20 protein-coding genes and 1 pseudogene are annotated in these 26,056 nt (G+C 68.8%); 13 read left to right on the top strand and 8 right to left on the bottom strand.

The genetic code is table 11. From position 1 onward, the window contains the following. Window positions 1–245: 245 nt before the first annotated feature. Window positions 246–3,002, top strand: a complete 2,757-nt coding sequence (locus tag ACW4E8_RS07275) for a LuxR C-terminal-related transcriptional regulator (protein ID WP_456803890.1) — start codon at window positions 246–248, stop codon at window positions 3,000–3,002. Between the two features lie 30 nt (window positions 3,003–3,032). On the opposite strand, the gene ACW4E8_RS07270 is transcribed toward ACW4E8_RS07275, so the two are convergent. After that, entirely contained in the window at window positions 3,033–4,001 is a 969-nt protein-coding gene (locus tag ACW4E8_RS07270) for a Bug family tripartite tricarboxylate transporter substrate binding protein (protein WP_456803889.1), read from the bottom strand. Between the two features lie 254 nt (window positions 4,002–4,255). Continuing rightward, complete coding sequence (locus ACW4E8_RS07265) at window positions 4,256–5,419, bottom strand: CaiB/BaiF CoA transferase family protein (RefSeq protein WP_456803888.1); 1,164 nt, start codon at window positions 5,417–5,419, stop codon at window positions 4,256–4,258. Window positions 5,420–5,641: 222 nt separating this feature from the next. Between ACW4E8_RS07265 and ACW4E8_RS07260 the strand changes: the two genes are divergently transcribed. After that, window positions 5,642–6,364: a hypothetical protein gene (locus ACW4E8_RS07260; RefSeq protein ID WP_456803887.1), complete on the top strand. Its 723-nt coding sequence runs from the start codon at window positions 5,642–5,644 to the stop codon at window positions 6,362–6,364. A 59-nt stretch (window positions 6,365–6,423) separates the two neighbouring features. Here ACW4E8_RS07260 and ACW4E8_RS07255 read toward each other — a convergent pair. From ACW4E8_RS07255 to ACW4E8_RS07235, 5 genes and pseudogenes are all read right to left on the bottom strand, one after another. Then, a pseudogene (locus ACW4E8_RS07255) lies at window positions 6,424–8,156 on the bottom strand (long-chain fatty acid--CoA ligase). A 127-nt stretch (window positions 8,157–8,283) separates the two neighbouring features. Further along, entirely contained in the window at window positions 8,284–8,682 is a 399-nt protein-coding gene (locus ACW4E8_RS07250; protein ID WP_456803886.1) for a Zn-ribbon domain-containing OB-fold protein, read from the bottom strand. Between the two features lie 17 nt (window positions 8,683–8,699). Further along, window positions 8,700–9,866: a thiolase domain-containing protein gene (locus tag ACW4E8_RS07245; protein ID WP_456804105.1), complete on the bottom strand. Its 1,167-nt coding sequence runs from the start codon at window positions 9,864–9,866 to the stop codon at window positions 8,700–8,702. Between the two features lie 86 nt (window positions 9,867–9,952). Continuing rightward, the gene (locus ACW4E8_RS07240) at window positions 9,953–11,194 is read right to left on the bottom strand and encodes a CaiB/BaiF CoA transferase family protein (RefSeq protein ID WP_456803885.1); all 1,242 of its coding nucleotides are present in this window, start codon (window positions 11,192–11,194) and stop codon (window positions 9,953–9,955) included. A 33-nt stretch (window positions 11,195–11,227) separates the two neighbouring features. Further along, complete coding sequence (locus tag ACW4E8_RS07235) at window positions 11,228–12,394, bottom strand: acyl-CoA dehydrogenase family protein (RefSeq protein WP_456803884.1); 1,167 nt, start codon at window positions 12,392–12,394, stop codon at window positions 11,228–11,230. Between the two features lie 254 nt (window positions 12,395–12,648). Between ACW4E8_RS07235 and ACW4E8_RS07230 the strand changes: the two genes are divergently transcribed. The 3 genes from ACW4E8_RS07230 to ACW4E8_RS07220 all read left to right on the top strand — a co-directional run bounded on the left by ACW4E8_RS07230 (window position 12,649) and on the right by ACW4E8_RS07220 (window position 15,624). Continuing rightward, window positions 12,649–13,710 carry a MaoC family dehydratase gene (locus ACW4E8_RS07230; RefSeq protein ID WP_456803883.1) on the top strand — a complete coding sequence of 354 codons (1,062 nt, stop codon included), beginning with the start codon at window positions 12,649–12,651 and terminating at the stop codon, window positions 13,708–13,710. Window positions 13,711–13,755: 45 nt separating this feature from the next. Further along, window positions 13,756–14,748 carry an HpcH/HpaI aldolase/citrate lyase family protein gene (locus ACW4E8_RS07225; RefSeq protein ID WP_456803882.1) on the top strand — a complete coding sequence of 331 codons (993 nt, stop codon included), beginning with the start codon at window positions 13,756–13,758 and terminating at the stop codon, window positions 14,746–14,748. A gap of 84 nt (window positions 14,749–14,832) precedes the next feature. Further along, complete coding sequence (locus tag ACW4E8_RS07220) at window positions 14,833–15,624, top strand: GntR family transcriptional regulator (protein ID WP_456803881.1); 792 nt, start codon at window positions 14,833–14,835, stop codon at window positions 15,622–15,624. Window positions 15,625–15,647: 23 nt separating this feature from the next. Here the strand turns inward: ACW4E8_RS07220 and ACW4E8_RS07215 are convergent, their stop codons facing one another. Beyond that, entirely contained in the window at window positions 15,648–17,201 is a 1,554-nt protein-coding gene (locus tag ACW4E8_RS07215; RefSeq protein WP_456803880.1) for a long-chain-fatty-acid--CoA ligase, read from the bottom strand. Between the two features lie 254 nt (window positions 17,202–17,455). Here ACW4E8_RS07215 and ACW4E8_RS07210 point away from each other — a divergent pair, with 254 nt between their 5' ends. The 8 genes from ACW4E8_RS07210 (at window position 17,456) to ACW4E8_RS07175 (ending at window position 26,045) form a co-directional block, all read left to right on the top strand. Further along, entirely contained in the window at window positions 17,456–18,214 is a 759-nt protein-coding gene (locus ACW4E8_RS07210; protein WP_456803879.1) for an IclR family transcriptional regulator, read from the top strand. A 190-nt stretch (window positions 18,215–18,404) separates the two neighbouring features. Then, complete coding sequence (locus ACW4E8_RS07205; RefSeq protein ID WP_456803878.1) at window positions 18,405–20,030, top strand: ABC transporter substrate-binding protein; 1,626 nt, start codon at window positions 18,405–18,407, stop codon at window positions 20,028–20,030. A gap of 33 nt (window positions 20,031–20,063) precedes the next feature. Next, window positions 20,064–21,035: an ABC transporter permease gene (locus ACW4E8_RS07200; protein ID WP_456803877.1), complete on the top strand. Its 972-nt coding sequence runs from the start codon at window positions 20,064–20,066 to the stop codon at window positions 21,033–21,035. Window positions 21,036–21,092: 57 nt separating this feature from the next. Beyond that, the gene (locus ACW4E8_RS07195) at window positions 21,093–22,058 is read left to right on the top strand and encodes an ABC transporter permease (RefSeq protein ID WP_456804104.1); all 966 of its coding nucleotides are present in this window, start codon (window positions 21,093–21,095) and stop codon (window positions 22,056–22,058) included. 10 nt (window positions 22,059–22,068) lie between these two features. Next, window positions 22,069–23,031 (top strand): ABC transporter ATP-binding protein, encoded by a 963-nt coding sequence (locus ACW4E8_RS07190; RefSeq protein ID WP_456803876.1) that lies wholly within the window; start codon window positions 22,069–22,071, stop codon window positions 23,029–23,031. Next, window positions 23,028–23,987: an ABC transporter ATP-binding protein gene (locus ACW4E8_RS07185; protein WP_456803875.1), complete on the top strand. Its 960-nt coding sequence runs from the start codon at window positions 23,028–23,030 to the stop codon at window positions 23,985–23,987. Before ACW4E8_RS07190 ends, ACW4E8_RS07185 begins: the two co-directional genes overlap by 4 nt. A 169-nt stretch (window positions 23,988–24,156) precedes the next feature. Next, a complete protein-coding gene (locus ACW4E8_RS07180; RefSeq protein ID WP_456803874.1) occupies window positions 24,157–25,194 on the top strand; it encodes a porin in 1,038 nt (345 codons plus the stop codon). 2 nt (window positions 25,195–25,196) lie between these two features. Beyond that, on the top strand, window positions 25,197–26,045 hold the full coding sequence (locus tag ACW4E8_RS07175; protein ID WP_456803873.1) for an N-formylglutamate amidohydrolase: 849 nt from the start codon (window positions 25,197–25,199) through the stop codon (window positions 26,043–26,045). Window positions 26,046–26,056: the final 11 nt, after the last annotated feature.

The following is a 26,056-nucleotide window of genomic DNA, read 5'->3' as shown; positions in this document are numbered from 1 at the left end:
GCCAAGCCACGCCTGGCCAGCTGCCCGGGTGGCCAGGGTGAGACGCGCACAGCACCCGCAGGCCACCCGGAACAGGTGGGGAAGGGTTTGCCGGGTGTCAGGTCACAAGGCGTCCCCTTATATTCGCGCAGCGGCTAGCCCGCTGGCGAAGCGCGTGCCGTTTCACGCCTGCACGCCTTCGCCCCTTCGTTGCTTCGCCGCTTCGTCCCTTTGCCCCCGCTTCGATTGCGCACCGCTGGACGCCCATGGAAACCATACATGCTGCCGTCGCGACCCGCCTCGTACCGCCGCGCCAGAACCGGCGCTCGATTACGCGCGAGGTCCTGCTGCAGCGCCTGCACGATGCCAGGCATGGCCGGCTGATATTGCTGACTGCGCCTGCCGGCTATGGCAAGACCACCGTCATGGCGCAGTGGCGCCACCGCCTGCTGGCCGGCGGCGCGCGCGTGGCCTGGCTCACGCTCGCGCCGGAAGACGACGACCTGAGCCAGTTCCGCGCCAGCCTCGACGCCAGCCTGCGGCAGGCCGGCATCCGCCTGTGCCGCCCCGGCCCGGAGTTCGGTTACGACCCGGCGCATCCCGCCGCGTTGCTGCCCGCGTTCGTCGCGCTGCTGGACGGCGTGCCGGGCGAGGTCTACCTGATGCTGGACGGGCTCGACCGCCTGCGCCACCCGGCCACACTGGCCTTCCTGCAGGGCGTGCTGTGCGCGCGCCTGCCGCACCTGCATATCGTCGCCGCGGCGCGCGGCGAGGCCGGGCTGGCCCTGGCCCGGCTGCGCGCCGGCCGGGAGCTGGCCGAAGCCGGCCGCGCCGAGCTGGCCTTCAGCGTTGCCGAAACCCTGGCCTTCGTGGGCCAGCGCGTGGAAGGACGCACCGCGCGCCGGGAGAGCTCGCAAGCCGCCGTCGACACGGCGGTGGCGCTGCAGGAAGTCACCGAAGGCTGGCCCGCCGGCCTGGAGCTGGTTGCCGCATCGCTGCGCACGGGCCAGGTACCGGCGTGGCCGCATGCGCAATCCGCCGCCCTGCATGCCTACTGGCAGGAGGAAGTGACCGCCGGATTGCCGCCGGCGTTGCTGGACTTCATGCGTTGTCTCGCGGTGCCGCGCCGCATCCATGCCGAGCTGGCCGCGCTGCTTGCCGGCTGCGCGCAGGCGCCCGCGCGCCTTGCCGAGATCGCTGCGCGCGGCCTGTTCCTGGAGCCAGCCCCGGCCGAGCCGGATGAGGTTGCCGATGGGAACGGGCAGGGCTGGTACCGCTTCCACCCCTTGTTCCGGGCGTACCTGCTGCATGACCTGGAGCACGGCACGGGTCCCGGGCCGCATGGACTGCCCGAGCTGCAGCGGCTGCACGGGCTTGCGTCCGCGTGGCTGGACCGTTGCGGCAAGCCGGCGGAGGCGATCGGGCACGCGCTGCGCAGCGGCGACTTTGGCCGTGTGCTGGCGCTGGTGGAGGCCACCGCGGCCCACTTACCCGGCGTCAGTCCGCTGCGGGACTTCCTGCAGTGGGCCGACGGCATCGCACCCGCGCGGCTGGCGTTGCACCCGGCGCTGCTGCTGGCCTCGGCATGGGCGTGTGTGGTATCGGTGCGGCCGCAGCACGCCGAGCACTGGATCCGGCGCTGGGAAGCCAGTGCCGGGCCCGGCGTGGATGCCGTCGCGCACGCCACGGTGATGCGCGCGACCATTGCCGCGCAGCAGGACGATCACCTGCGGGTGCGGGCGCTGCTCGACAGCCTGCAGGGCAGTCCGCTGGGCAACCCCGCGCTCGAGCAGATCCGCGTGAGCCTGGCGCTGCGCTACGGCACCATGCTGGGCTGCCAGCCCCGCTCGCGCGCGCCGTACCGCTGCGCGGCGCAGCCGGGCGACACCGAGATCGCACTGATGGGTGCCGCCACGCTGGCTCTGGTGGCGTGGGTCGAGGGCAATGCCTACGAGACGCTGCGGCTCGGCACGGACGTGCTGGCCGCCGCGCAGCATGCCTATGGGCGCCGCTCGATCGCGGCCAGCATGTGCGCGGTGCCGGTGGCTGCCGCGTTGTACGAGCAGGACCGCATCGCCGAAGCCAGCGAAGCGCTGGCGGGCCGGCTGCAGACGCTGCGCACCGGCACCCCGGACGTGCTGATTGAAGCGGCGCTGTGCCATGCCCGGCTGCAATGGCTGGCCGGCGCGCGCCATGAAGCCCTGGCGGAACTGGTGGAAGCCGAAGCCATGTTCCACCGCCGTGGCCTGCCGCGCGGGGTGGCGCGCGTGGCGGCCGAGCGCCAGCGGCTGGCGCTGTTGGGCAAGGACCTGCGCCACGCGCAGCGGCTGCAGGCCTCGCTCGAGGAACTGGGCCGGCAGGATCCGGGCGATACGCCGCGCGCCCAGGAAATCGCCGCTGTGGCGGCGCTGGCCCGCGCACGGCTGGCGCTGGCGCAAGGCGAGCCCGCGCAGGCGCTTGCTGCGCTTGGCACCGTGCGTGGCCTGTACGTGGCTTCGGTCCGGGAACCGCTGCTTGTGACCGTCGACCTGCTGCAGGCCACCGCGCTCGACGACCTCTATCGTCCCGATGAAGCGGCGCTGTATCTTGAAGCCGCGCTGGCGGCGGGCGAGCGGCTGGGGCTGGTGCGCACCTTCATCGACGAAGGCGAACGTACCTTCGGCTTGCTGGCAGACATGGCTGGCAGGGAGGGCGGTGGCACGCCGGGGCGCGGGGCTTACCTGGCGCGCCTGCGCGAGGCCGCCGCGATGCCGGCGCCGCCGCCCGGGCCGGCCGAGCCCAGCGCCGAGCCTGCCGCGTTGCCGCCGGCCGACGTCGGCAAGGGCCGGCTGCTGACCCCGCGCGAGCGCGAGATCCTGGCGTTGCTGGAGCAGTCGATGTCGAACAAGCGCATTGCGCTGGTGCTCAACCTGAGCGTCGACACCGTCAAGTGGAACCTGCGGCAGATCTACGGCAAGCTCAATGTGTCGCGCCGCTACGATGCCATCCTGGTCGCGCGCAGCGCGTTGCAGCGGCCGGGCTGACCGCACTGGCCACCCGGCTGCGCGCTTGCCTTATTCCGCGGTGGCGCCGCTGGCCTTGATCATCTGGGCGACCACGGGCTCGGTCGCGTCGAACTCGCGCCGGAACTCCGCCGGCGAGTTGCCCACCGGATCCATGGCCAGCGCCTCGAGCCGCGCGCGCATGGTCGGCGACTGGATCGACGCCCGCGCTTCCGCTTCCAGCCGCGACAGCACCGCCGCCGGCGTGCCGGAGCGCGCGAACAGGCCAAGCCAGGCGGGCGAGCGCAGTTCCTGCTCTTTCAGCCCGGCCTCGGCCATGGTCGGCACGTCGGGCAACTCCTTGATGCGCTTGTCGCCCATCACGGCGAGGGCGGTCAGCCGGCCGCTCTTGATATGCGGGCCGAGCGTGCTCATCGAGCCGATCGCCCAGGCGACGTTGCCGGCGATCATGTCCTGCGCCATTGGCGCTTCACCCTTGTAGGCCACGTGCGCCATGTCCAGGCCGCGCACCTGGTTCAGGTGCGCGCCGACAAGGTGGGGGAAGGTGCCGACGCCATAGGAGCCAAAGCTGACCTTGCCCTTGTTCTTCGCGGCCCAATCGAGAAACTGCTGCACGTTTTTCGCCGGCACGTCCCGGTTCACGGCCAGCACGATCTTGCCGATGCACACCTCGGTGATAAAGGCCAGGTCCCGGCGCACGTCGTACGGCACGTTGCGGTACAGGTGCGGCGTGTTGATCAGCGGCGAGGAGTGGGTGAGCAGGATCGTGTAGCCGTCCGGCGCGCTGCGCGTGATGGCCTGCACCGCGATCACGCCCGCGCCGCCGGGCTTGTTGTCGACGATGATGGTTTGCCCGAGACGCTTGCCCATGTCCTCGGCCAGCGCGCGCGCCACGGTGTCGGTGGCGCCGCCGGGCGGGCCCGGGACAACAAAGGTGATGGGACGCGACGGGTAGCTCTGGGCACCGCAGGCGGCGCTCCACGCCATCGCAGCCATCGCGATCAGGGACTTCATGCGCATGATGTGATATCTCGGGAAAGGGAGTAGGAGACTGCGCAGCAAGAAGGGCTGCATGTGGGAAGTTATAGGATGCCCGGCACCTTGCCTGCCCCCCATTTCGGCTGGGCGGGATTGCCCTAGGTGGCGGTGCCAGTCAGCGGGGCAGCCATAAAAAGAAAGCTCCGGCACGGGGCCGGAGCAAAATACGCAGCCGGACGATGCCGGCCAGGTGGAGATTGCGTTGTACAGCGCGGCGCCTGCCGCGCGGGTGAGCCTTAGCGCTCTGCCATCAGCCCCAGGCCCTGTGCCTGCAGCTGGGCCACGCCATCGGCATCGAAGCCCCAGTCGCGCAGTGCGGCGGCGCCATGCTCGCCGCGCGCCGGCGCGGGCCCGGAGATCTCGGACGGCGTGCCGAGGAAGCGCGGCGCCGGTGCCGGCTGCACCACGCCCGCGACTTCGACGAAGCTGCCACGTGCGCGGTGATGCGGGTGGTTGGGCGCTTCGCTGAATGCCAGCACCGGTGCGATGCAGGCATCGCTGCCTTCGAACACGGTGCACCATTCGTCGCGCGTGCGGGTCAGGAAGACGGCCTCGAACTGCTCGCGCAGCACCGGCCAGCCGTTGCGGTCGTACTGGGCCGGCAGGTCCTTGCCGGCAAGGCCCAGCTTGTCCAGCAGCTCGGCGTAGAAGCGGCCCTCGACCGGGCCGATCGACATGTACTTGCCGTCGCGCGTGCGGTAGTTGTCATACCAGGGCGCGCCGCCGTCGAGCACGTTGGCCTGGCGCTCTTCGCGCCAGTTGCCGGAGGCCAGCAGGCCCCAGAACACCGCGCCCAGTTGCGCGGCGCCTTCGGTCATGGCCGCGTCGACCACCTGGCCCTTGCCGCCGCGCTGGACGTTGAGCAGTGCCGCCACCACGCCGAGCGCCAGCAGCATGCCGCCGCCGCCATAGTCGCCGACCAGGTTCAGCGGCGGCACCGGTGCCTGCCCGGCGCGACCGATACCCGACAACACGCCGGACAGCGCGACATAGTTCAGGTCATGGCCGGCACGGTCGGCCAGCGGGCCGGTCTGGCCCCAGCCGGTCATGCGCGCATAGACCAGCTTCGGGTTGAGCGCCAGCGCGGCGTCGGGCCCCAGGCCCAGGCGTTCCATGGTGCCCGGGCGGAAGCCTTCGATCACCACGTCGGCGCGTTCGACCAGCGCCAGCGCCGCGCGCTGCGCTTCTGGCTGCTTCAGGTCCAGCGTGACCGAGCGCCGGCCGCGCCCGGTGATATCGACGCGTTTGCCGGTGGCCGACTTGGGCCCCAGGTCGGCCGGTGCCGCCGGGCGGTCGACGCGCAGCACGTCGGCGCCCATGTCGGCCAGCAGCATTGCGCCGAACGGGCCCGGCCCGATGGCTTCGAATTCCAGTACGCGGATTCCGCTCAGTACACCCATGGTGGTTCTCCTCTTGCCCAGTCCTGTTTGCATGGGACGCACCCATGCCCTTGATTGCGCTTTTGCACTGGTTGCAAGTAGACCAAAAGCGGGCGCCCCCGAGCCCCACCCGTATCAGGTAGGAGGCCGCCCCCCTCCCTGCAGTGCACAAATGCGCTCCTATAATCGGTTCACCATGCGGCCGCAGTGCAGGCCGGAAGACGAAGTGAGCCGGAGCCAGAAGTGAGCAATACCCAGCGCGCAATCGCATCGCCAACGCGGGCACGGCAGGCCGCACGCCTGTTGCCGGTCCTGAGCGAACTCAGGCAGGAGGTGCGCTCGCTGAGCCGGCGTGCGCATCGTCTCGCGCTCGCGCAGGCCGACGGTGATGATGACGCCTGCCGCCATCAGCTGGCGCAGTTGTTCGAGCGCTGGATCGAAGACGGCTCGCCACGCGCGCAGGTGGTCTGCTTTGCCTCGGCCGCCGAGTTCGGCCTGCCGCTGCACCGGCATGCCGAGCGCTGCCGCGCCGCGGCGATGTGCGACGGCTCCGATGCGGTGCGCGCGTTGTACTGGGCGGCGCTGCACCGCACGCGCAGCCGCGTCGGCATGACCGCGCAGATGGAAGATGCGCAGGCCGCAGTGCTGCCCGCGGTGGCGCCAGCGCCCCCGCCTGCCGCGCAGCTGCGGGTGCTGCCCGCCGCATCGGTGCGGCCGCTGTGCCGCCGCTGCGAGCGGCTGCGCCTGGATGCGCGCTGCGCCAACGGCCACGGTGCGTTGCGTCCGCTGGGCGACATGCAGTGGCGCAGCCTGGCCGCCGGCGTGCAATGCCAGACGCGCGAGCACCAGTGCGACACCTGCAGCACACACTGGACCCAGCACCGCAGCGCGGCGGATCCCTTTACGGCCTGGACCATCAGCCGGCGCGGCAACGCAATGCCGGCAAGGGACGCATTGACGGCCTGAAAGCGATGCAACGGCCATGCTAGAACGGCGCGCCGGACCTTTCGGACCGGCGCGCTGTTTTATTTGCTGTGGTTCGGCAGCGGAGCGCCCTGCATCTCCTGCTCCTGCAGTTCGCGCCACGCGATCTTGCCGGTGGCGGAGCGCGGCAGGCGCTCGACAAACTGCACAATGCGCGGCGCCTTGTACGTCGCCATGCTGGTGCGGCACCAGGCCAGCAACTCTTCCTCGGAAATGCCGGCGCCGTCACGCCGCACGATCACCGCCTTCACGGTCTCGCCCCGGTGCGGATCGCGCGCGGCGATCACGCAGGCTTCCAGGATCGCAGGGTGGGTATGCAGGACCGCCTCCACCTCGGCCGGCCACACCTTGTAGCCAGAGGCATTGACCATGCGCTTGAGGCGGTCGCGCATGACGAAGTAGCCGTCGGCATCGACGCTGGCAAGGTCGCCGGTACGGAAAAAGCGCTTGCCGTCGATGCCGATAAAGCTCTCGGCATTGGCGCAGGGCTGGTTCCAGTAGCCCAGCATCACCTGCGCGCCGTGCACCACGATCTCGCCGACCTCGCCGCGCGGCACTTCGGCCAGCGTGGCGGGATCGATGACGCGCGCATCGACGCCGTAGGTCGGCACGCCCAGGTGCCCGGAGCGGCGAGCGGGTTGGCGATGATGAACGAGGCGGTCTCCGTCAGGCCGTAGCCTTCGACGAACTGCAGTCCGTAGCGCTCCTTCATCAGCCGCGCGGTGCTGTCGGGCACCGCCGCGCCGCCACCGACCACGCAGGCCAGGCTGCTCAGGTCAAATGACTCGATATCTGGCTGCGCGAAGAACTCAACCAGCATCGGCGGCGGCGCCGCCCAGAACGTGACGCGATGGCGCGCTACCAGCTGCGCCGCGGTGCGCCGGTCCCAGCGCGGCAGCAGCACGATGGTGCCGCCCATGTAGACCGGCGCGTTGACGCCGTTCTGCAGCCCGAGCAGGTGGAACATCGGCGCCACTGCCAGGAAAGTCGACTCGGCGTGCGAGCGCCGCCACAGCTGCGAGCCCGCCACCGACACCATCACCGTGCGGTGCGTGTGCATGCAGGCCTTGGGCGCCCCGGTGGTGCCCGAAGTGTAGGGCAGCATGCACAGGTCGTCCAGGCCGGCGCTTCGCGGCGATGGCGTGAAGCCGGCGGTCATGGCTTGCTGCCAGTGGACTGCGCCGGCCGGCAACGCCGCGCCGGACGAGCGCTGCTGCACCCAGTCCGGAATCGCGAGTCCGTCGTCGGGCTGCGCGGGCAGGGCATCGCCATAGTGATGCACGATCACGTGGCGCAGCGGCGTGGTGCCGACCAGCGGCGCCACCTGGCCGACCAGCTCGCTTGCGGCAAATGCGGCCACGGCACCGCTGTCGGTGACGATATGGCGCAGCTCGTCTTCCAGCAGCATGGCGTTGGCCGGCACCACCACGGCATCGGCGCGCAGGATCGCGTAGTAGGCCACGATGAACTGCGGGCTGTTCTGGCTGAGCAGCACCACGCGGTCGCCGCGGCGCACGCCGCATGCGTGCTGCAGGTAGCCGGCCATGCGCTCCACCTGCGCCAGCAGTTCGGCATAGCTGGTGGCGCCGTGGTAGAACTGGACCGCGACCTTGTCGGGAAAGCGCCGGGCCGAGATCTCAAGGTTCTCGGCCAGCGTGGTGTGCGGCATATGGAAGACGCGCGGCACGTCGCCGAGCACCACTGCGGCATCCACCGCAAGCGGGCCCGTGGGGGCGGTGGCGACGCCTGCCTCGGGCAGATGGTTGTGGGTCATGGTTGTCTCTTCTGTCATGTTGCAGTTGCCGTCAGAACGCGGTATCGCCATGCAGCAGCCGGCGGCCGTTCTCGTCGTAGATAGTGCGTTCGCTGCCGCTGCTCTCCTTGATAGGTTCAGGCCGGCCTCAGGCCAGCGTGAAAGTCGGTACCGGGGCGCCGCCATCGCTGGGCGAGAACTTCACCTGCACCGCCTGCCCGATCCGCACCGTGTCGAGGTCGCAGTCGACGATATGGGTCATCATGGTCACGCCTTCTTCCAGCTTCACGTAGGCGATGCAGAACGGATTGGGGCCGGCGCGGCGCGTCACGCTGAAGGTGTAGATGGTGCCGCGGCCGCTGGCCTGCTTCCATGAGGTGGTGCCCATGCAGAACGGGCACAGCACGCGCGGATACCAGTGGGGCTTGCCGCAGTCGTCGCAGACCTTGACCAGCAATTGCCCTTCGCGCGCGGCCTGCCAGAAGGGCAGGTTGTCGGGCTGTTCGTCGGGCGCCTTGTAGACGGTGGTGATGTGTGGGGTGGTCATGTCATTGCTCCCGCGCATTATTCACGTTCAAGGATCAGGGTGGCGCTGCCGTGGCGCGAGCCCAGGTAGCCGCCGGTGCCTTGCGCCAGCGCCAGGTCGCAGTTGGCGACCTGCACCGCCGGGTGGGCCTCGCCGCGCAGCTGGCGCACGGCTTCGATGACCTTGGTGATGCCGCCGCGGTTGGCCGGATGGTTGTTGCACAGACCGCCGCCGTCGGTGTTGAAGGGCAGCTTGCCGACGCCGGAGATCAGGTTGCCGTCGGCGACGAACTTGCCGCCTTCGCCCTTTTTGCAGAAGCCCAGGTCTTCCAGCTGCATCAACACGGTGATGGTGAAGCTGTCGTAGATCGACGCGTACTTGATGTCGGCCGGCGTAACGCCCGCTTCGGCAAACGCCGTCGCGCCCGAGAAGCGCGCACCGGACCAGGTCAGGTCGACTTCGCCACCGAGCTGGCCCTTGATGGTCTCGCCGGCGCCGCGGATCTTCACCTTGGGCCGCTTCAGGGTGGCGGCGATTTCCGGGCGCGCCACGATCAGCGCGCCACCGCCGTCCGATACCACGCAGCAGTCGAGCTTGTGCAGCGGATCGGAAATCATCGGCGAGTTCAGCACGTCTTCGACCGTGACCACGTCGCGCAGCATGGCATGGGGGTTGTGCTGCGCGTGGTGCGACGCGGCCACCTTGACCCAGGCGAGCTGCTCGGCGGTGGTGCCGTACTCGTGCATATGGCGCATGGCCGCCATTGCGTACAGGTTGACGGTGACCGGGCTGAAGGGGCTTTCGAACGGCGCGTCGGGCAGGTTGGCGCCCCAGTTGCGCGCCTGGGTGCCGCTGGAGCCTTCCGAGCGCGGACGGCCCGCCAGCGTGATCAGGGCCACATTGCACTTGCCGGCCGCGATGGCCTGCGCCGCGTGCGAGACATGGACCAGGTAGGCCGAGCCACCGGTGTCGGTGGAGTCGACATGGCGCACCTTGAGGCCGAGATAGTCGACCATGTTGACCGCGCCCAGCCCCGGCGCGTCGCCGGCGCAGAAGTAGCCGTCCACGTCAGCCAGCGTCAGGCCCGCGTCTTGCAGCGCGCCCTTGGCGCTTTCAGCGTGCAGCTGCGCCACCGACTTGTCCGGTGCCTTGCGGGTCGGGTGCTCATAGGCCCCGACGATATAGGCCTTGCCGTTGATGCTCATCATTTCTCCTCTCGTGCGTCAAATGGTGCTACGCATGGATATTGCAGCGGTTTGGTCATTCTGTCCCGAGGGACCTGGAGACCGGCCTACCGGATGGCCCCCGCCGCGCGCATGTCCACGATCTCTTGCTTCCCATAGCCCGCCGCCAGCAGGATCGCGTCGGTGTGCTCGCCAAGCATGGGCGCGCGCTGGCGCACCGCGCCGGGGGTGGCGCTGAGCTTGATCGGCACGCCGGCGATCCTGACCGGCGTGGCCGAGCCCGGTTGCTCAACGTCGACCAGCATTTCGCGCACGCGGTAGTGCGGATCCGCGAAGATTTCCGCCGAGGTGTAGACCGGACCGAACGGCACCTTGCCGCCCAGGCACTGTGCGATCTCGTCCTTGGTGCGCGCCGTGCTGAAGGCTTCGATGGCGTCGATCACCTGCTGCGCGTTGCGCACGCGCGCGGCGTTGGTGGCGAAGGCCTCGTCGGTGGCCATGTCGGGGCGGCCGATGGCGTGGGCCAGCTTGGCCCAGAACGCGTCGGTGGCGCAGGCGATCGAGACGTGGCCGTTGCGGGCGCGGAACAGGCCGAACGGGCACATCAGCGGGTGGCGGTTTCCTTCCGGTGCGGGCACGGTGCCGGTGTAGGAGGTCTGGTAGACGATGCGCTCGCACATGGCCAGCACGGCGTCGGTCATGGCCACGTCGACGAACTGGCCTGCGCCGGTCTCGCGCGCGCGATGTACGGCGGCCAGGATACCGATGCACAGCATCAGCGCCGGCACGGTGTCACCGACGCCGGGGCCGATCTTGGTCGGGGTGTCGCGGTCCGGGCCGGTGATTCCCATCATGCCGCCCATCGCCTGCGAGACCACGTCATAGGCCGGCCATTGCGCATAGGGGCTCTCGCCGCTACGCGGATCGCCGAAGCCGCGCACGGTGCCGTAGACCAGCCGCGGATTGGTCTCGCGCAGGGTTTCATAGGCCAGCCCGAGGCGTTCCATCACGCCGGCGCGGAAGTTCTCGACCACGATGTCGGCGCCGTCGATCAGCTTGCGCACGATCTCGCGGCCCGCGTCGGTCTTCAGGTCGACGGCGATCGATTGCTTGTTGCGGTTCACGCTCTGGAAATAGCCGCCAAAGTCGCGCAGCGTGTCGTCGGCGCAGAAGGGGCCAGTGACGCGCGTGCCGTCGCCAGTCATGGCTTCGACCTTGATGACTTCGGCGCCGTGGTCGGCCAGCACCTGCGTGCAGAACGGGCCGGCCAGCATCTGGGTGAGGTCCACCACGCGCAGGCCGGCGAGGGCGCCTTTGGTCATGGGAACGGACGGTTGGGGTTGATGCATGCTTGGCTCCGTGGGGGCGGCTGGCTCCGGCGTTCAGGCTTCGACCTTGCCCAGCATCGCATCGGAGATGATGCGCATCTGGATCTCGGAGGTACCCTCGAAGATCTTGGTCAGGCGTGCATCGCGCCAGTAGCGCTCGGCCGCGAAGTGCGTGGTGTAGCCGGCACCGCCGTGGACCTGCAGGCCTTCGCTGGTGACGCGCTCCGACATCTCGCTGGCGAACAGCTTGACCATGGCCGCTTCGCTGGAGCAGCGCTGGCCGTCGTCGATCTGCTCGCACACGGCGTAGAGCAGCGCGCGCGAGGCTTCGATCTGCGTGGCCATGTCGGCCAGCTTGAAGCGGATCGCCTGGAAGTTGCCGATGGGCGAGCCGAACTGGGCGCGGTCGCGTGCGTACTGGATCGCATCTTCCAGGCTGCCCTGGGCCAGCCCGATCGAGCGCGCGGCGGTGTGGGCGCGGGCGGTTTCCAGGCCCGCAGTGGTCAGGTAGAAGGCTTTGCCTTCCTCGCCGACCATCTTGTCGGCCGGCACGCGGCAGTTGTCGAACGCCAGCTCCCAGGTGCTCCAGCCGTAGTAGCCGATCTTGGGGATGGGGCTGCCCTTGACGCCCTCGGGCAGCTGGCCGCGCGGCTTTTCGATCATGAAGGCGGACAGGCCGCGGTGGCGGGCCTTGGGGTCGATCACGGGGTCGGTGCGGCAGACCACCAGGATGAAATCCGCCTCGTCGGCGAAGGTGCACCAGTACTTGCTGCCGGAGATGACCCAGTCGTCGCCGTCGCGCACGGCGCGGCACGAGATATTGGCCACGTCGGAGCCGGCGTTGGGCTCTGACAGCGAGAACGCGCCGAGGAATTCACCGCGTGCCATGCGCGGCAGGTAATCGGCCTTCTTCTCGGGCGACAGCCCCTTGAGCGCGCCGATCAGGCCGTTGCCGCGCGCGATCAGGCTGCCCACGCTCATCCAGCCGCGCGACAGCTGCTCGGCCACCAGGCAGTACTCATAGGCGCCCAGGCCCAGGCCGCCGTATTCCTCGGGAATCAGGATGCCGAAGTAGCCCAGCTCGGCCATTTCATCGATCAGCTCGCGCGGGATCTGGCCTTTCTCGGGGTCCAGCTTGTTGGCGATCGGCAGTACGCGGTCCATGGTGAATTGCCTTGCGGCTTCCTGGATCATGCGCCGCTCGTCAGTCAGTTTTTGCACGTTGCGCTCCTTTTATCGGTCCCTGCGATGTCCTGAATCGGACGATATGTACGTACATAGTAACGGATCTGAAGGGTTGGGAGGCAAGCCGAATCGGTGCGCCCACCCGGATCTGGTGGGAGAATGTGGCTTACATGTTGCGAACTACCGAGTTCTCCCGCCACGGTTGACATAGCCTGGTGTGTCATTCACTATGTACGTACATATAGACTGCGGAGGACGAGGTCTTCCGCCAGCCGAGGAGAGAAGGACCAATGCAGAAGAACCGGAGCGGCAACTTTTTTGAGGACTTCCGCGTGGGCATGCGCATGCGGCACGCCACGCCGCGCACGCTGACCGAAGGCGACCGCAGCCTGTACATCGGCCTGACCGGCAGCCGCGTGGCGCTGGGCACGGCCGACACCAATGCCGCGCAGCTCGGGCTGGCGCGCCGGCCGCTGGAAGACCTGCTGGTGTTCAACACCGCGTTCGGCAAGACCGTGCCGGATATCTCGCTCAATGCCGTGGCCAACCTGGGCTACGCCGATGTGCGCTTCCTGGCCCACGTCTATCCGGGCGATACGCTGTCGGTGGACAGTGAGGTGATCGGGCTGAAGGAGAACTCGAACCGCAAGAGCGGCGTGGTCTATGTGCGCTCCACCGCGCACAACCAGCACGGCGAATCGGTGCTGGCCTGGATCCGCTGGGTCATGGTGCACAAGCGCGACCACGCCGCTGCCTGTGGCGAGGCCGTGTTGCCCGCCACCGGGCCGGTGGTGCCGGCAGCGCGGCTCTGGCATGGCGGCTACGGCCCCGGCGTGCGTGAGATCTGCGCCATGACGGGCGTGGACGACCTGTGGGAAGACTACGCGGCGGGCGAGCGCCTTGACCACCCCGGCGCGATGACGGTCAACGACAGTGACCACAGCATTGCCACCCGGCTCTACCAGAACACGGCCCGGGCGCATTTCGACGGCTTTGCGATGGCGGCCAAGGGCGGCCAGCGCCTGGTCTATGGCGGCCACATCATCTCGCTGTGCAAGGCCCTGTCCTATGACGGCCTGGAGAACGGCCTGTCGATGCTGGCGATCAACGGCGGCAGCCACGTCAATCCCACCTATGCCGGCGACACCATCGCCTGTGCCACCCAGGTGGTGGAAAGGCTCGACCTCGGGCTGACGCATGTCGGCGCGCTGCGCCTGCGCACCATCGGCATCAAGAACGCTGCAGCCGGCACGGTGGTGTTTCCGCCCGCCGCCGACGGCAAGCCCGCGCATCCGGCCAACGTGGTGCTGGACCTCGACTACACCATCGCCATGCCGCGCCGCGGCCGCTGAGCCGGCTTGCTCACCCATTCCAATATCCGCTTCCAGGAGTCATCCATGACCACCACCCATCCGCGCGACGCGCTGTTTGCCGGCGAGAAATCCTTCCCCGTGCTGGCCGCGTGCGAGCACTTTGCCGGCAGCGAGAAGCTGATTGGCAAGGCCTTCGACCTGCAGGTCGAGTACGGCCCCGTCTTTGACGTGACCTGCGATTGCGAAGACGGCGCCGCCGCCGGCCAGGAGCGCGAGCACGCCGCCATGGTGGCGCGCATGATCGCGTCGGAGCGCAACCGCCATGGCCGCGCCGGCGCGCGCATCCACGATCCCGCGCATCCGGCCTGGCGCCAGGACGTCGACATCATCGTAGGCGAGGCCGGTAGCCGCCTGGCCTATATCACCGTGCCCAAGGCCACCAGCCACCAGCAGGTGGCCGAGGTGATCGAATACATCGGCCAGGCCACGCGCAAGGCCGGGCTTGGCCGCGACATCCCGGTCCACGTGCTGGTGGAAACGCATGGCGCGCTGCGCGATGTGTTCCAGATCGCGGCGCTGCCGCATATCGAGGTTCTGGACTTCGGCCTGATGGATTTCGTCAGCGGCCACCACGGCGCCATCCCGGCGGCGGCGATGCGCAGCCCCGGCCAGTTCGAGCACGCGCTGCTGGCGCGCGCCAAGGCCGACATGGTGGCCGCGGCGCTGGCCAACGGCATCGTGCCGGCGCACAACGTCTGCCTGAACCTGAAGGACGCGGAGGTGATCGGCGGCGATGCCACGCGCGCGCGCAATGAATTCGGCTTCCTGCGCATGTGGAGCATCTATCCCGCGCAGATCCTGCCCATCGTCAATGCCATGCGCCCCGATTTCACCGAGGTGGAGGACGCGGCCGGCATCCTGTGCGCGGCGCAGGATGCGGACTGGGGCCCGATCCAGTACAAGGGCGAGCTGCATGACCGCGCCACCTATCGCTATTTCTGGGGCGTGCTGGAGAAGGCCAAGGTCACCGGCATGACGGTGCCGGCCGAAGCCGACAAGCGCTTCTTCGCGGCCTGAGCGGCGCGGCTCCGGGTGCCGCTGCCGCTTGTCTTACAATGCGCGGACCCACTTCATGGAGCGGCCTGGGGCCAGCTCATCGCCATGCGCAACCAACTGAACGACAAGCGGACGGAAGCACCGGTGGCCCCTGGCGGGACGGCCTCGACCCGCTATGCCGAGCTGGCCAGCACCCTGGTCCGGGATATCGTCGAGGGCCGCCGCGTGGTCGGCAGCCTGCTGCCGACCGAGCATGAGCTGGCCGAACAGCATGGCGTCAGCCGCCATACCGTGCGCGCGGCACTCAAGCTGCTGCAGGACTGGGGCTATATTTCGCGCAAGAAGGCGGTGGGGACCATCGTCGAGAGCGCCAACCCGGACGCGTCGTACACCCAGTCGTTCGGCACTGCCGAAGACCTGGTGCGGGTGGCAGCCACCGAGATCCGTAGCATCGAGGCGGTGCGCAGCGTCACGCTGGACCGCGCCGAGGCCCGCCTGCTGGAGGCGCCGATCGGCAGCGAATGGCTGCGTTTTTCCGGCACGCGGGTCGATGCCCGCAAGGGCAGCACGCCGGTGGCGCACGCCGACATCTACATCGACGCCTCGCTGGCGCACCTGGCGGATACCATCCGCAACAACCCCAGGCTGCTGGTCAGCGCGCTGATCGAGCGCGATTGCGGCGTGGCCATTGCCGAGATCCGGCAGGTCATCCACGGCGTGCTGATCGATGAGCGGCTGGCAAGGGTGTTGGGCGCCGAGCTGGGTTCGGCCGGCCTGCGGCTGATCCGCCATTACAAGGACGCGCAGGGCAGGATCCTTGAAATTACCGACACGATCTACCCGGCGGACCGGGTGACCGTGGCGTTCCAAATGAAGCGCAGCCGGGTGCAGGCGTAGGCAGGATTGGGGGGGCGCGGCGCTCAGTTCACCGCACGCGTCTTGCCTTCCCAGTGCGGTGCGCGCAGGTCGCGCTTGAGGATCTTGCCCGCGCCGGACAGCGGCATTGCCTGGCGGAACTCCACCGTCTTGGGGCATTTGTAGCCGGCAATATGCGCGCGGCAATGTTCCTGGATTTCCGCTTCGGTCGCCTGCATGCCGGGCTTGAGCACCACTACCGCGTGCACGGCCTCGCCCCATTTCTCATGCGGCACGCCGATCACGGCGCTCATCGCCACGGCGGGGTGGCGGCCGAGCACGTTCTCCACTTCCGCGGAATAGACGTTTTCGCCGCCGCTGACGATCATGTCCTTGAGGCGGTCGACGATAAAGATATAGCCCCGGTCGTTCATGTAGGCGCCGTCGCCGGTGTGCAGCCAGCCGTCCTGCAGGGCTTTGGCAGTGTCTTCCGGACGGTTCCAGTAGCCAGGCGTGACGCCGGCGCTGCGCACCAGGATCTCTCCCACGGTGCCGCGCGGCACCTCATTGCCCTCGGGGTCGACGATCTTCACTTCGATGCCGATGCCGGCGCATCCGGCGGACAGGTGCAGGCCCTGCGCGCGCGCCGCGGGGCTGTGGTTCTCGGGCGGGTTGGTGGTGACGATCATGGACTCGGTCATGCCGTAGGAATGGGCGAAGTCCACGCCGGGCAGCTTTTCCATGGTCTGCTCCAGCACGGCTGCGCTGATTGCGGAAGCGCCATAGCCGAGCCGGCGCACGCTGCCGAGATCGTGCTTCGGGAAATCCGGGTGGCTGATCAGCATCTGGACCATGGTCGGCACCAGCGCCAGTTCGGTGATGCGCTCGCGCTCGATGGTCTCCAGCATCTCGCGCGGCTCGAACATCGGCATGATCACGTGCGTCTCGCCCGCCAGGAACTGGTTCAGCACGCGTGCCATCGACGCAACATGGAAGAACGGATTGACATGCAGCGCACGGCCGCCGCGCAGCGGCGGAGTATCCGCCATGCGCTGCAGGCAGCCGCACCACAGCGTGCTGTGGGTCTGCATCACGCCCTTGGGGAAGCCGGTGGTGCCGCCGGTGTACATGATGACGGCAAGGTCGTCGCCGCCGCGCTGGGCGTCGGGAATCGGGGCGCTTTGCGCGACCAGCTGCTCGAACGACAGCATGCCGTCGGGCGCATCGCCGTCGCCGGCGTGGATCAGCACCGGCGTGCGTTTGGCCGTGTCGCGGATGCCCGCGGCCATCGGCAGGAACTGGTCGTCGATCACCAGGATGCCGGTATCGCAGTCATCCAGCGAATAGACCACTTCAGGCACGCTCCAGCGCACATTGACCGGATTGAGCACGCCGCCGCCCCACCAGGCAGCCATGGCGTATTCGAGGTAGCGGTCTGAGTTCAGCGCGAGGATGCCGACGCGGTCGCCCGGCCGCATGCCGAGCGTCTGCAGTGCACCGGCCAGGCGCGCCACGCGGTCGCCGAATTCACGGTAAGTGCGGTGCCGGCCGCGGAAGATGGTGACGACTTGGTCGGGCTGTTGCTGCAGGGAGCGGTGCAGGGCTCTGGTCAGGTACAAGGTTGTCTCCGTTATTTCTGATCTGTGCACGAAGTGCCGCGAGGATTGCCGATCATAAGCCGGGGTTTGGATTCGGAATTGCCAGATTGTGGAAGGCGCAGGTGATGCCCCCATGGCCAGAGGCTTCTGTCTGATTCATCCTTCTTCGCGGCGCTCGTGCATCGCCTGTCGGTGTGACGCAGTGCATACCGAATGTTTGCTGCGACCGCTACAATTCGCGATGGGACATTTACGAACATGGCGAAGAAGGATCGATGACCTACATCGTTGAAGCGGTGGACGAAGCCCTGGGCTTGCTGATGCTGGTGGCCGAGCACCCATCGCTGGGCGTGACCGAACTGGCGCGGCGTGCCGGGCTGACCAAGGCGCGCGCCTTCCGCCTGCTGACCACGCTGGAGCACCGCGGCCTGATCGCGCGCGAGTCGCCGGCGGCGCTCTACAAGCTCAGCTACAACGCGCTGCTGGTGGGCAATGCCGCGCACGAGCAGTTCGACCTGGTCAAGCTGGTGGCGCCGCGGCTGGCGGCGATCGGCGCGGCCTGCGGCGAGAACGTGATCGTGCGCGTGCGCGACGCGCTGGAGTCGGTGTGCGTGGCGCGGCATGAGTCGACCCAATCGGTGCGCGTGCATACCGAGATCGGCAACCGCCGGCCGCTGCATGTGGGGGCCTCCGGCAAGCTGCTGCTTGCCTTCGCCGCGCCCGAGGTGCTGGACGCCGTGCTGGCGCACCAGCTTGAACGTTTCACGGCCAAGACCATCATCGAGCCGCAGGCCCTGCGCGACGAGCTTGCGGCGATCCGCGCCGCGGGCTATGCGGTGTCGCTTGGCGAGCGCGATGCCGATGCCGTCTCTGCAGCCGCGCCCCTGCGCGACCACGGCGGCGCGGTGGTCGCGTCGCTGAGCATCGCCAGCCCGGCCAGCCGGACCACGCAGGAGGCGCTGGACCGGCATGTGGCGATGGTGGTGGCGGAGGCCGCCCCGCTGTCACGCGCGCTCGGCTATACCGGCGGCTGAACCCGGCTGGGCGCGGCCGGGCCGCGCAAATCCCCGATATCTCAAAAGCGGCGCTTCGGCGCCGCTTTTTCTTTGCCCGCGCGGATCACAGGGGGTAAACCCGGCTTATCGATATCGACCTTGATGTCTTATCCTTCGATACGCGGTATCACTGAATGAAACATTGTTTCGAGAAACGAACCAGATCCCCATGTCTCACCTTGCTGTCCACCTGGCGTCACGTATCGCCGCTGCCCTGGCTGCCTTCGCGCTGCTCGCGGCCGGCCACGCCGCGCATGCCGCCGACCTGCGCATCGGCTACAAGGCCGAGATCAGCGCCGCCGATCCCCACGTCCTGGACGCCGCCGGCCGCAACCTGTGGGGCCACGTGTACGAGACCCTGGTCGGCCTGGACAATGCGCTGCGCCCGGTGCCCCAGCTGGCCACGGCATGGCGCCAGCTGGGCGACCGCAACTGGGAATTCCAGCTGCGCCCGGGCGTGCGTTTCAGCAACGGTGAGCCATTCACTGCCGAGGACGCGCGCTACTCGATCGAGCGCGCCATGAAGCTGCCCGGCGCGCGCACCTTCCGCACCTACCTGAAGTCGGTCGCGGCGGTGGAGGTGACGGGGCCGCTGACGCTGCGCGTGCGCACGCGCTCGCCCAACCCGGTGCTGCCGCAGAACATCGGCATGGTGGCGATGCTGCCGCGCTCGCTCGGCAAGGCCGTGCGCGAGGCCGACTTTGCCCATGGCAGTGCCAGCATCGGCACCGGCCCTTACCGGCTGGTGGTTTGGGAGCACGGCCAGCAGCTGACGCTGGCGCGCAATCCGGGCTACTGGGGCGGACCGCAGCCGTGGCAGCGGGTGGTGTTCCAGTTCATCCCGAAAGAGCCGGCGCGGGCCTCGGCGCTGCTGTCGGGGCAGGTGGATGTGATCGACGCCTCGTCGGCCAGCATCGCCGAAGCCTTTGCGCGCACCAACGGCCGCATCCGCACCGTATCGGCCACCTCGTACATGCTGAACTACCTGCAGCTGGACCAGGCGCGCGCGGTGTCGCCTTATGTGCAGGACAACGCGGGCCAAGCGCTGGCGGCCAATCCCTTGCGGGACGCCCGGGTGCGCCAGGCCATCAGCCTGGCCATCGACCGCGACCTGATCGCGGCGCGCGTGACCAAGGGCGATTCCGTGCCGGCCGGGCAGATGGTGCCGCAGGGTTTCTTCGGCTTTGCCCCGGCCGTGCCGGCGCCGCGTGCCGATGCCGCGCGGGTGCGCCGCCTGCTGGCCGAGGCCGGCTATCCCCAGGGTTTTCGACTGACGCTGCATTGCCCCAACGACCGCTACCTGAACGACGCCAAGACCTGCGAGGCGGTGGGGCAGATGCTGACCCGCGCCGGCATTCGCACCGAGGTGCGCACGCTGCCGTATTCCGTCTACATCACCCGCGCCACCTCGGGTGGCGAGGGCGGCAAGCCTGAGTTCAGCGCCTTCCTGCTCGGCATCGGCGCGGTCAGCGGCGATTCGCTGGAGCCGCTGGTGGCGGTTGCGCATGCGCAGGACAAGGGCGCCGGGCTGGGCGCCAACAACCGCAGCGGCTATGCCAACGCGGCAGTGGATGCGCTGATCGAGGAATCGATGCACACCATGGCGCCGGCGCCGCGCGACCAGGTGCAGCAGCGCGCGGCCGAGCAACTGGCCGCCGATGCGGGCATCGTGCCGCTGCATCACCTGCGCGCGGCGTGGGCCTATCGCGACGGGCTCGCCGTGCAGCCGCGCAGTGACGGCTTCACCTATGCCAGCAATATCCGCCCGGCGCCGCTTGCCGCCCCGCAACGCTGATCCGCGCCACGGACTATCCCGCCCTTAACCATCATGCTCGAAACCCTTCTCAAACGGCTGCTGCAGAGCCTCGTGGTGCTGTGGATCATGTCGGTGCTGACCTTCTGCGCCGTCAACCTGATCGGCGACCCGGTGCACCTGCTGGTCAGCCCCACCGCCACCGAACAGGAGATCACCGAGGCGCGCCACGCGCTCGGCCTGGACCTGCCCATGCCGCAGCAATACCTGCGCTTCCTGCAGGGCGCCCTGCACGGCGACCTGGGCGATTCCTTCATCTACAACCGGCCGGCGATCGAGCTGATCGTCAGCCGCGTGCCGGCCACGCTGGAACTGGCCGTGACGGCGCTGCTGCTGTCGCTGGGCATCGGCATCCCGATGGGCGTGTTTGCGGGCCTCAAGCCGCATAGCCGGCTGGCGCGGATGCTGATGGCGTGCTCGCTCGGCGGCGTGATCATGCCGACGTTCTGGATCGGCATGATCGGCATCCTGGTGTTCTCGGTGAACCTGGGCTGGCTGCCATCGGGCGGGCGCGGCCCGGTCAGCACGGTGCTGGGCGTGCCGCTGTCGGTGACCAGCTGGGAAGGCATCCGCTTCCTGCTGCTGCCGGCGCTGACGCTGTCGCTGTTCAAGATCTCGCTGGTGGCTCGGCTGACCGAGGCCGGCACGCGCGAAGTCGCCGGGCAGGAGTACATCAAGTTTGCCCGCGCCAAGGGCGTGGGCGGCGCGCGGCTGGTGCTGCGCCACGTGGTGCCCAACGTGCTGATCCCGATCGTCACCGTGGTCGGCCTGGAGTTCGGCCACCTGATCGCGTTCTCGGTGGTGACCGAGTCGGTGTTCTCCTGGCCCGGCATGGGCAAGCTGATCATCGATTCGGTGCTGGCGCTGGACCGCCCGGTGGTGGTGGCCTACCTGCTGGTCACGCTGGTGCTGTTCGTGGTGCTGAACCTGGTGGTCGACCTGCTCTACGTGGTGCTGGACCCGCGCCTGCGGCACAAGCCGGCCTAGGCGCCGCGTCCGCTGCCGCTTTTCTCCCGACAAAAGAACGAGACTGAACCGATGTCCCTGCCTCTGCCTGTATCCGAAACCGGTGAAGCCGACACTGCCGTGCCCGCGCTTGCGCCGGCCGCGGCGGAACCGGCACCTGCCGCCGCGCCGCCCGCGGCACGGCCCTCGCTGCTGCGGCGCTTTTGCGCCAAGCGCGTCTCTGCTGCCGCGCTGGCCTTGCTGGTGGCGCTGCTGCTGGTGGCCGTGCTGGCCCATGTGATCAGCCCGCAGAATCCCTATGACCTCGCCACGGTGTCGGTGATCGATGCCGAACTGCCGCCGGGCAGCGTCGGCTACGAAGGCCAGTCGCACTACTGGCTGGGCACCGACGGTGCCGGGCGCGACCTGCTCAGCGCCATCTTCTATGGCATCCGCATCAGCGTGGGTGTTGGCGTGATCAGCGCGGTGGTGGCGTTGATGGTGGGCAGCGCGGTGGGCCTGGCCGCGGCGTACTTCGGCGGGGTAGCGGATGCCGCCATCATGCGCGTGGTCGACCTGCAGCTGAGCCTGCCCGCGGTGCTGGTGGCGCTGATCCTGCTGGCAGTGCTGGGGCAGGGCGTGGACAAGACCCTGCTGGCGCTGGTGATCGTGCAGTGGGCCTACTTTGCCCGCACCGTGCGCGGCGCGGCGCAGGTGGAGCGGCGCAAGGAATATGTCGAGGCCGCGCTCGGCCAGGGTCTGCCGGCGCTGCGCGTGATGTTCCACCATATCCTGCCCAACTGCATGGCGCCGCTGGTGGTGACCGGCACGCTGCAGATCGCGCATGCGATCACGCTGGAGGCCACCATGAGCTTCCTTGGCATCGGGCTGCCGCGTACGCAGCCGTCGCTGGGCATGCTGATCGCCAATGGCTTCGAATACATGCTGTCGAACAAATACTGGATCAGCATCTTCCCGGGCGTGGCCCTGGTGCTGCTGATCGGCTCGATCAACCTGGTGGGCGACCGCCTGCGCCGCGTGCTCAATCCGCGGCTGGAAGGGTAAGGAGCCCGGCATGGCACTACTGGAAGTTACCGGCCTGAGCACCAGCTTCGCGTTCGCGCGCGGGGCGGTGAAGGCGGTGGATGGCGTGTCGTTTGCGCTGGAGCCGGGCGAGATCCTCGGCATCGTCGGCGAGTCGGGCTCGGGCAAGTCGGTGACGGCGTTTTCGCTGATGAACCTGCTGGACCCGCCCGGGCGCGTCACTGGCGGTTCGGTCCGCTTCAAGGGCCAGGAGCTGCTGGCGTGTTCGCCGCGCCAGTGGCAGGCGCTGCGCGGCGACCGCATCGCGATGGTGTTCCAGGACCCGATGATGTCGCTCAACCCGGTGATGCGCGTGGGCGACCAGCTGGCCGAGACCGTGCTGGTGCATCACCGCCGCACCCGTGCGCAGGCGCACGCGCAGGCAGTCGACGCGCTGACGCGCGTGGGCATCCCGGCGCCGGAGGAGCGCATGCGCGCCTATCCGCACGAGCTGTCGGGCGGCATGCGCCAGCGCGTGGCGATCGCCAATGCGCTGATCAACCGCCCGGACCTGATCATTGCCGACGAGCCCACCACCGCGCTGGACGTCACCATCCAGGCGCAGATCCTCTACGAGATGAAGCAGCTGGTGCGCGAGACCGGTGCCGCCGCGATCTGGATCAGCCATGACCTGGCCGTGGTCAAGGACCTGGCCGACCGCGTCTGCGTGATGTACGCGGGCAGGGTGGTGGAGCAGGGCCCGGTCGCGGCGCTGATCGAGCGGCCGCTGCATCCCTATACACGCGGGCTGCTGGATTCGCTGCCCACGCCGGCCATGCGCGGCGAAACGCTGCGCGCGATTCCGGGCGCGGCACCGGCGCTGGCCGCGCTGCCGCCGGGCTGTGCCTTTGCACCGCGCTGCCCGCGCGCGCAGGACGCTTGCCGCCATGCCCCCCCTGAAACCACCGTGCGCGGCCGGACGTTGCGCTGTTTTTTTCCTCTGGAGGCGGCATGACAGTCATGCTCGAAGCGCGCAACCTGCAGAAACGCTTCTCGCTGAAGCCCGGTCTGCTCGGGCGCATGGCTGGCAAGCCGATGCAGGCGGTGCATGCCGTCAATGATGTCTCGCTGCAGGTGAGGAAGGGCGAGGTGCTGGGCGTGGTCGGCGAGTCCGGCTGCGGCAAGTCCACGCTGGGGCGCATGCTGGCGGGTCTGCTGCCGCAGACAGGCGGCGAGATTGCGTGGGAAGGCAGGCGCGCCGATGTCGCGTCGCCCGGCTATCACCGCGCCGTGCAGATGGTGTTCCAGAACCCCTATGCCTCGCTCAACCCGCGGCTGCGCATCGGCCAGGCCATTACCGAAGGCGCGGTCTACCACGGCATGGTCAAGCGTGCGCGCGCCGCGTCGTTCGCCGGCGACCTGCTGCTGCAGGTGGGGCTCGATCCCGGCTATGCCGAGCGCTTCCCGCATGAGTTCTCCGGCGGCCAGCGCCAGCGCGTGGCCATTGCCCGCGCACTGGCGCTGCGCCCGCGCCTGCTGATCTGCGATGAGGCCGTGTCCGCGCTCGATGTCTCGGTGCAGGCGCAGATCATCAACCTGTTCATGCAACTGCGGCGCGAGCATGAACTGACCTATGTCTTCATCAGCCACAACCTGGCGGTGGTGGAGCATATGTCGGACCGCGTGGTGATCATGTACCTGGGCCGCATTGTCGAGAGCGGCGCTGCGCGCGAGGTGTTCGCCGCGCCCAACCATCCCTATACCCGCGCGCTGCTGGCCGACGCGCCGCGCCTGGGCGCCAGCCCGCCCACGCACCAGCCGATTCGCGGCGAGCTGCCCAGCCCGCTGGCGCCGCCCACGGGCTGCGCCTTCCATCCGCGCTGCCCGCATGCGAGCGCGCGTTGCGCGGCCGAAGTACCGGTGCTGCGCGATATCGGCGGACGGCTGTCCGCCTGCCATCTGAATGACTAGATAGCCGCCGCCCGGCGCGGCCAGCTCACGCTCCCCTGTGCATCGATGCCATCCCGCCCCGCGCGGGGAGGGCGGGGAGCGTGCGCGCTGCGCGGGCAGATAACGCGGCAGTTGGGACCACCCGAGGGGGACTTGTGCGTTGGCACACAACAAGAGAGGGAGCAGAAGCATGAAGGGTATCCAGACCAAGAGCGCGCTCGGACGCGCCTGCATCGGCGGCGCGCTGGCGATGCTGTCGGCGGCGGCCGACGCATCGGTGACGCTCTACGGCCGCCTCGACACCGATATCGAATACCAGAAGGGGCCGGACGGCCGCGCTACGCAGATGATTGACAACGCCTCGCGCTGGGGCATGCGCGGCAGCGAAGACCTGGGCGGGGGCTTGCGCGCCGCGTTCGGGCTGGAACAGGGCTTTGCCGCCGACAGCGGCACAGCCACCAACCCGCAGTTCCGCAACGCCTTTGTCGGCCTGCAGGGCGGCTTCGGCGCGATCGCGCTGGGGCGGCTGGATTCGGCGACGATCGTGGGTTCGCCGATCTATTCGCAGGTGACGCAGAATATCGACTTCGCCATCCATGATGCGGGCGCTACCGCCATCGGCACCAAGGTGCTGAACGCGCGCAACCGCGTGTCGAACGCGCTGGGCTACATGACGCCGGAGTTCGGCGGCTTTTCCGTGCGGGCGCGCGTGAACCTGGCGGGACCCGATCCGGCCACGCCCAACGCCAGGTCGCCGGTGCAGGCCGAGGACGATTTCCGCCAGTACGATCTTGGCCTCAATTACGCCGCCGGCAACTTTGCCGCGGGCGTGGGCTATTCGCGCGATGCCAAGACCGGCGGGCTGGTGGCCAATGATTTCCGCGACAAGGTGCAGGCCGCGGCGTCGTACGACTTTACCGTGGTCAATATCTACGGCATCTACGGGCGCGACCGCTACGCAGGCACTGCCGCCACGCGCACCGACGTGCCTTACTGGCTGGTTGGCTTCACCGTGCCCTATGGCGCCCACAAGCTCACCGTGAACTACATGGAGCGCGCAGTACAGCGCGACCCGCAAGGCAGGCTCAAGAAGGTGCAGGCCGGCTACGGCTACAGCCTGAGCAAACGCACCATGCCCTACGTCTTCTTCGATCGCGAGGATCCCAACTCGCGCAAGCCCGGTGACACCGTGACCACGGTCGGCATCGGCATCCAGCACAAATTCTGATAATGGCTTTTCCTTATTCGCTGACCGAACCGGCTGGCGCGGCACTGCCGCTGGTGGTGGATTCCCCGCACAGCGGGCTGGTGCATGCCGAGACCCTGCCGCTGGCGGCGCCCCCCGAAGCCCTGCTGACGGGGTGGGACGCCTATGTCGACCAGTTGTTCGCGCATGCGCCGATGGTGGGCGGCACGCTGCTGTGCGCGGGCTTTCCGCGCTGGATGGTGGATGTCAACCGCGCCCGCGATGACATCGATCCCGCGCTGATCGACGGCGCCATGCCCTATGCCGTGCAGCCCAGCGACAAGTCCGGACGCGGCATGGGCGTGCTGCGCCGGCTGGCGCTGCCGGGCGTGCCGGTGTACGCCGCGCCGCTGTCGCCGGACATGGCGGAGTACCTGCTGAAGACCTACTACGATCCCTACCATGCCGCGCTGTCCGGCCTGCTGGCGCAGCGCCATGCGCGTTCGGGCGCGGTGTGGCATATCGACTGCCATTCGATGAAGTCGCGCGGCAATGCGATGAACGTGGACAATGGTGCGGAACGGCCTGACTTTGTGATCAGCAACGGCGACGGCGCCACCTGCTCGGACGCGTTTATCGACCTGGTGGCGCAGTGCCTGCGCGGCTACGGCTACCGGGTAGGCATCAACTGGCCGTACAAGGGCGCGGAGCTGATCCGTGCCTATGCCGACCCGGCGCACGGCCGCCACAGCCTGCAGATCGAAATCAACCGCGCGCTATATATGGACGAGACAAGGTTCTCGCCACACGAAGGCTTCGCCGTGCTGCGCGGCCATCTCGACCAGTTGCTGGAGGAGGTGGCGGCATATATCCGCGAGGCACTGGCGCGATGATGGCGCGGCGC

Source organism: Cupriavidus sp. CP313 (assembly GCF_054072015.1).
The sequence above is the reverse complement of the archived record's forward strand: the minus strand, read 5'-3'. Positions and strand labels throughout refer to the sequence as shown.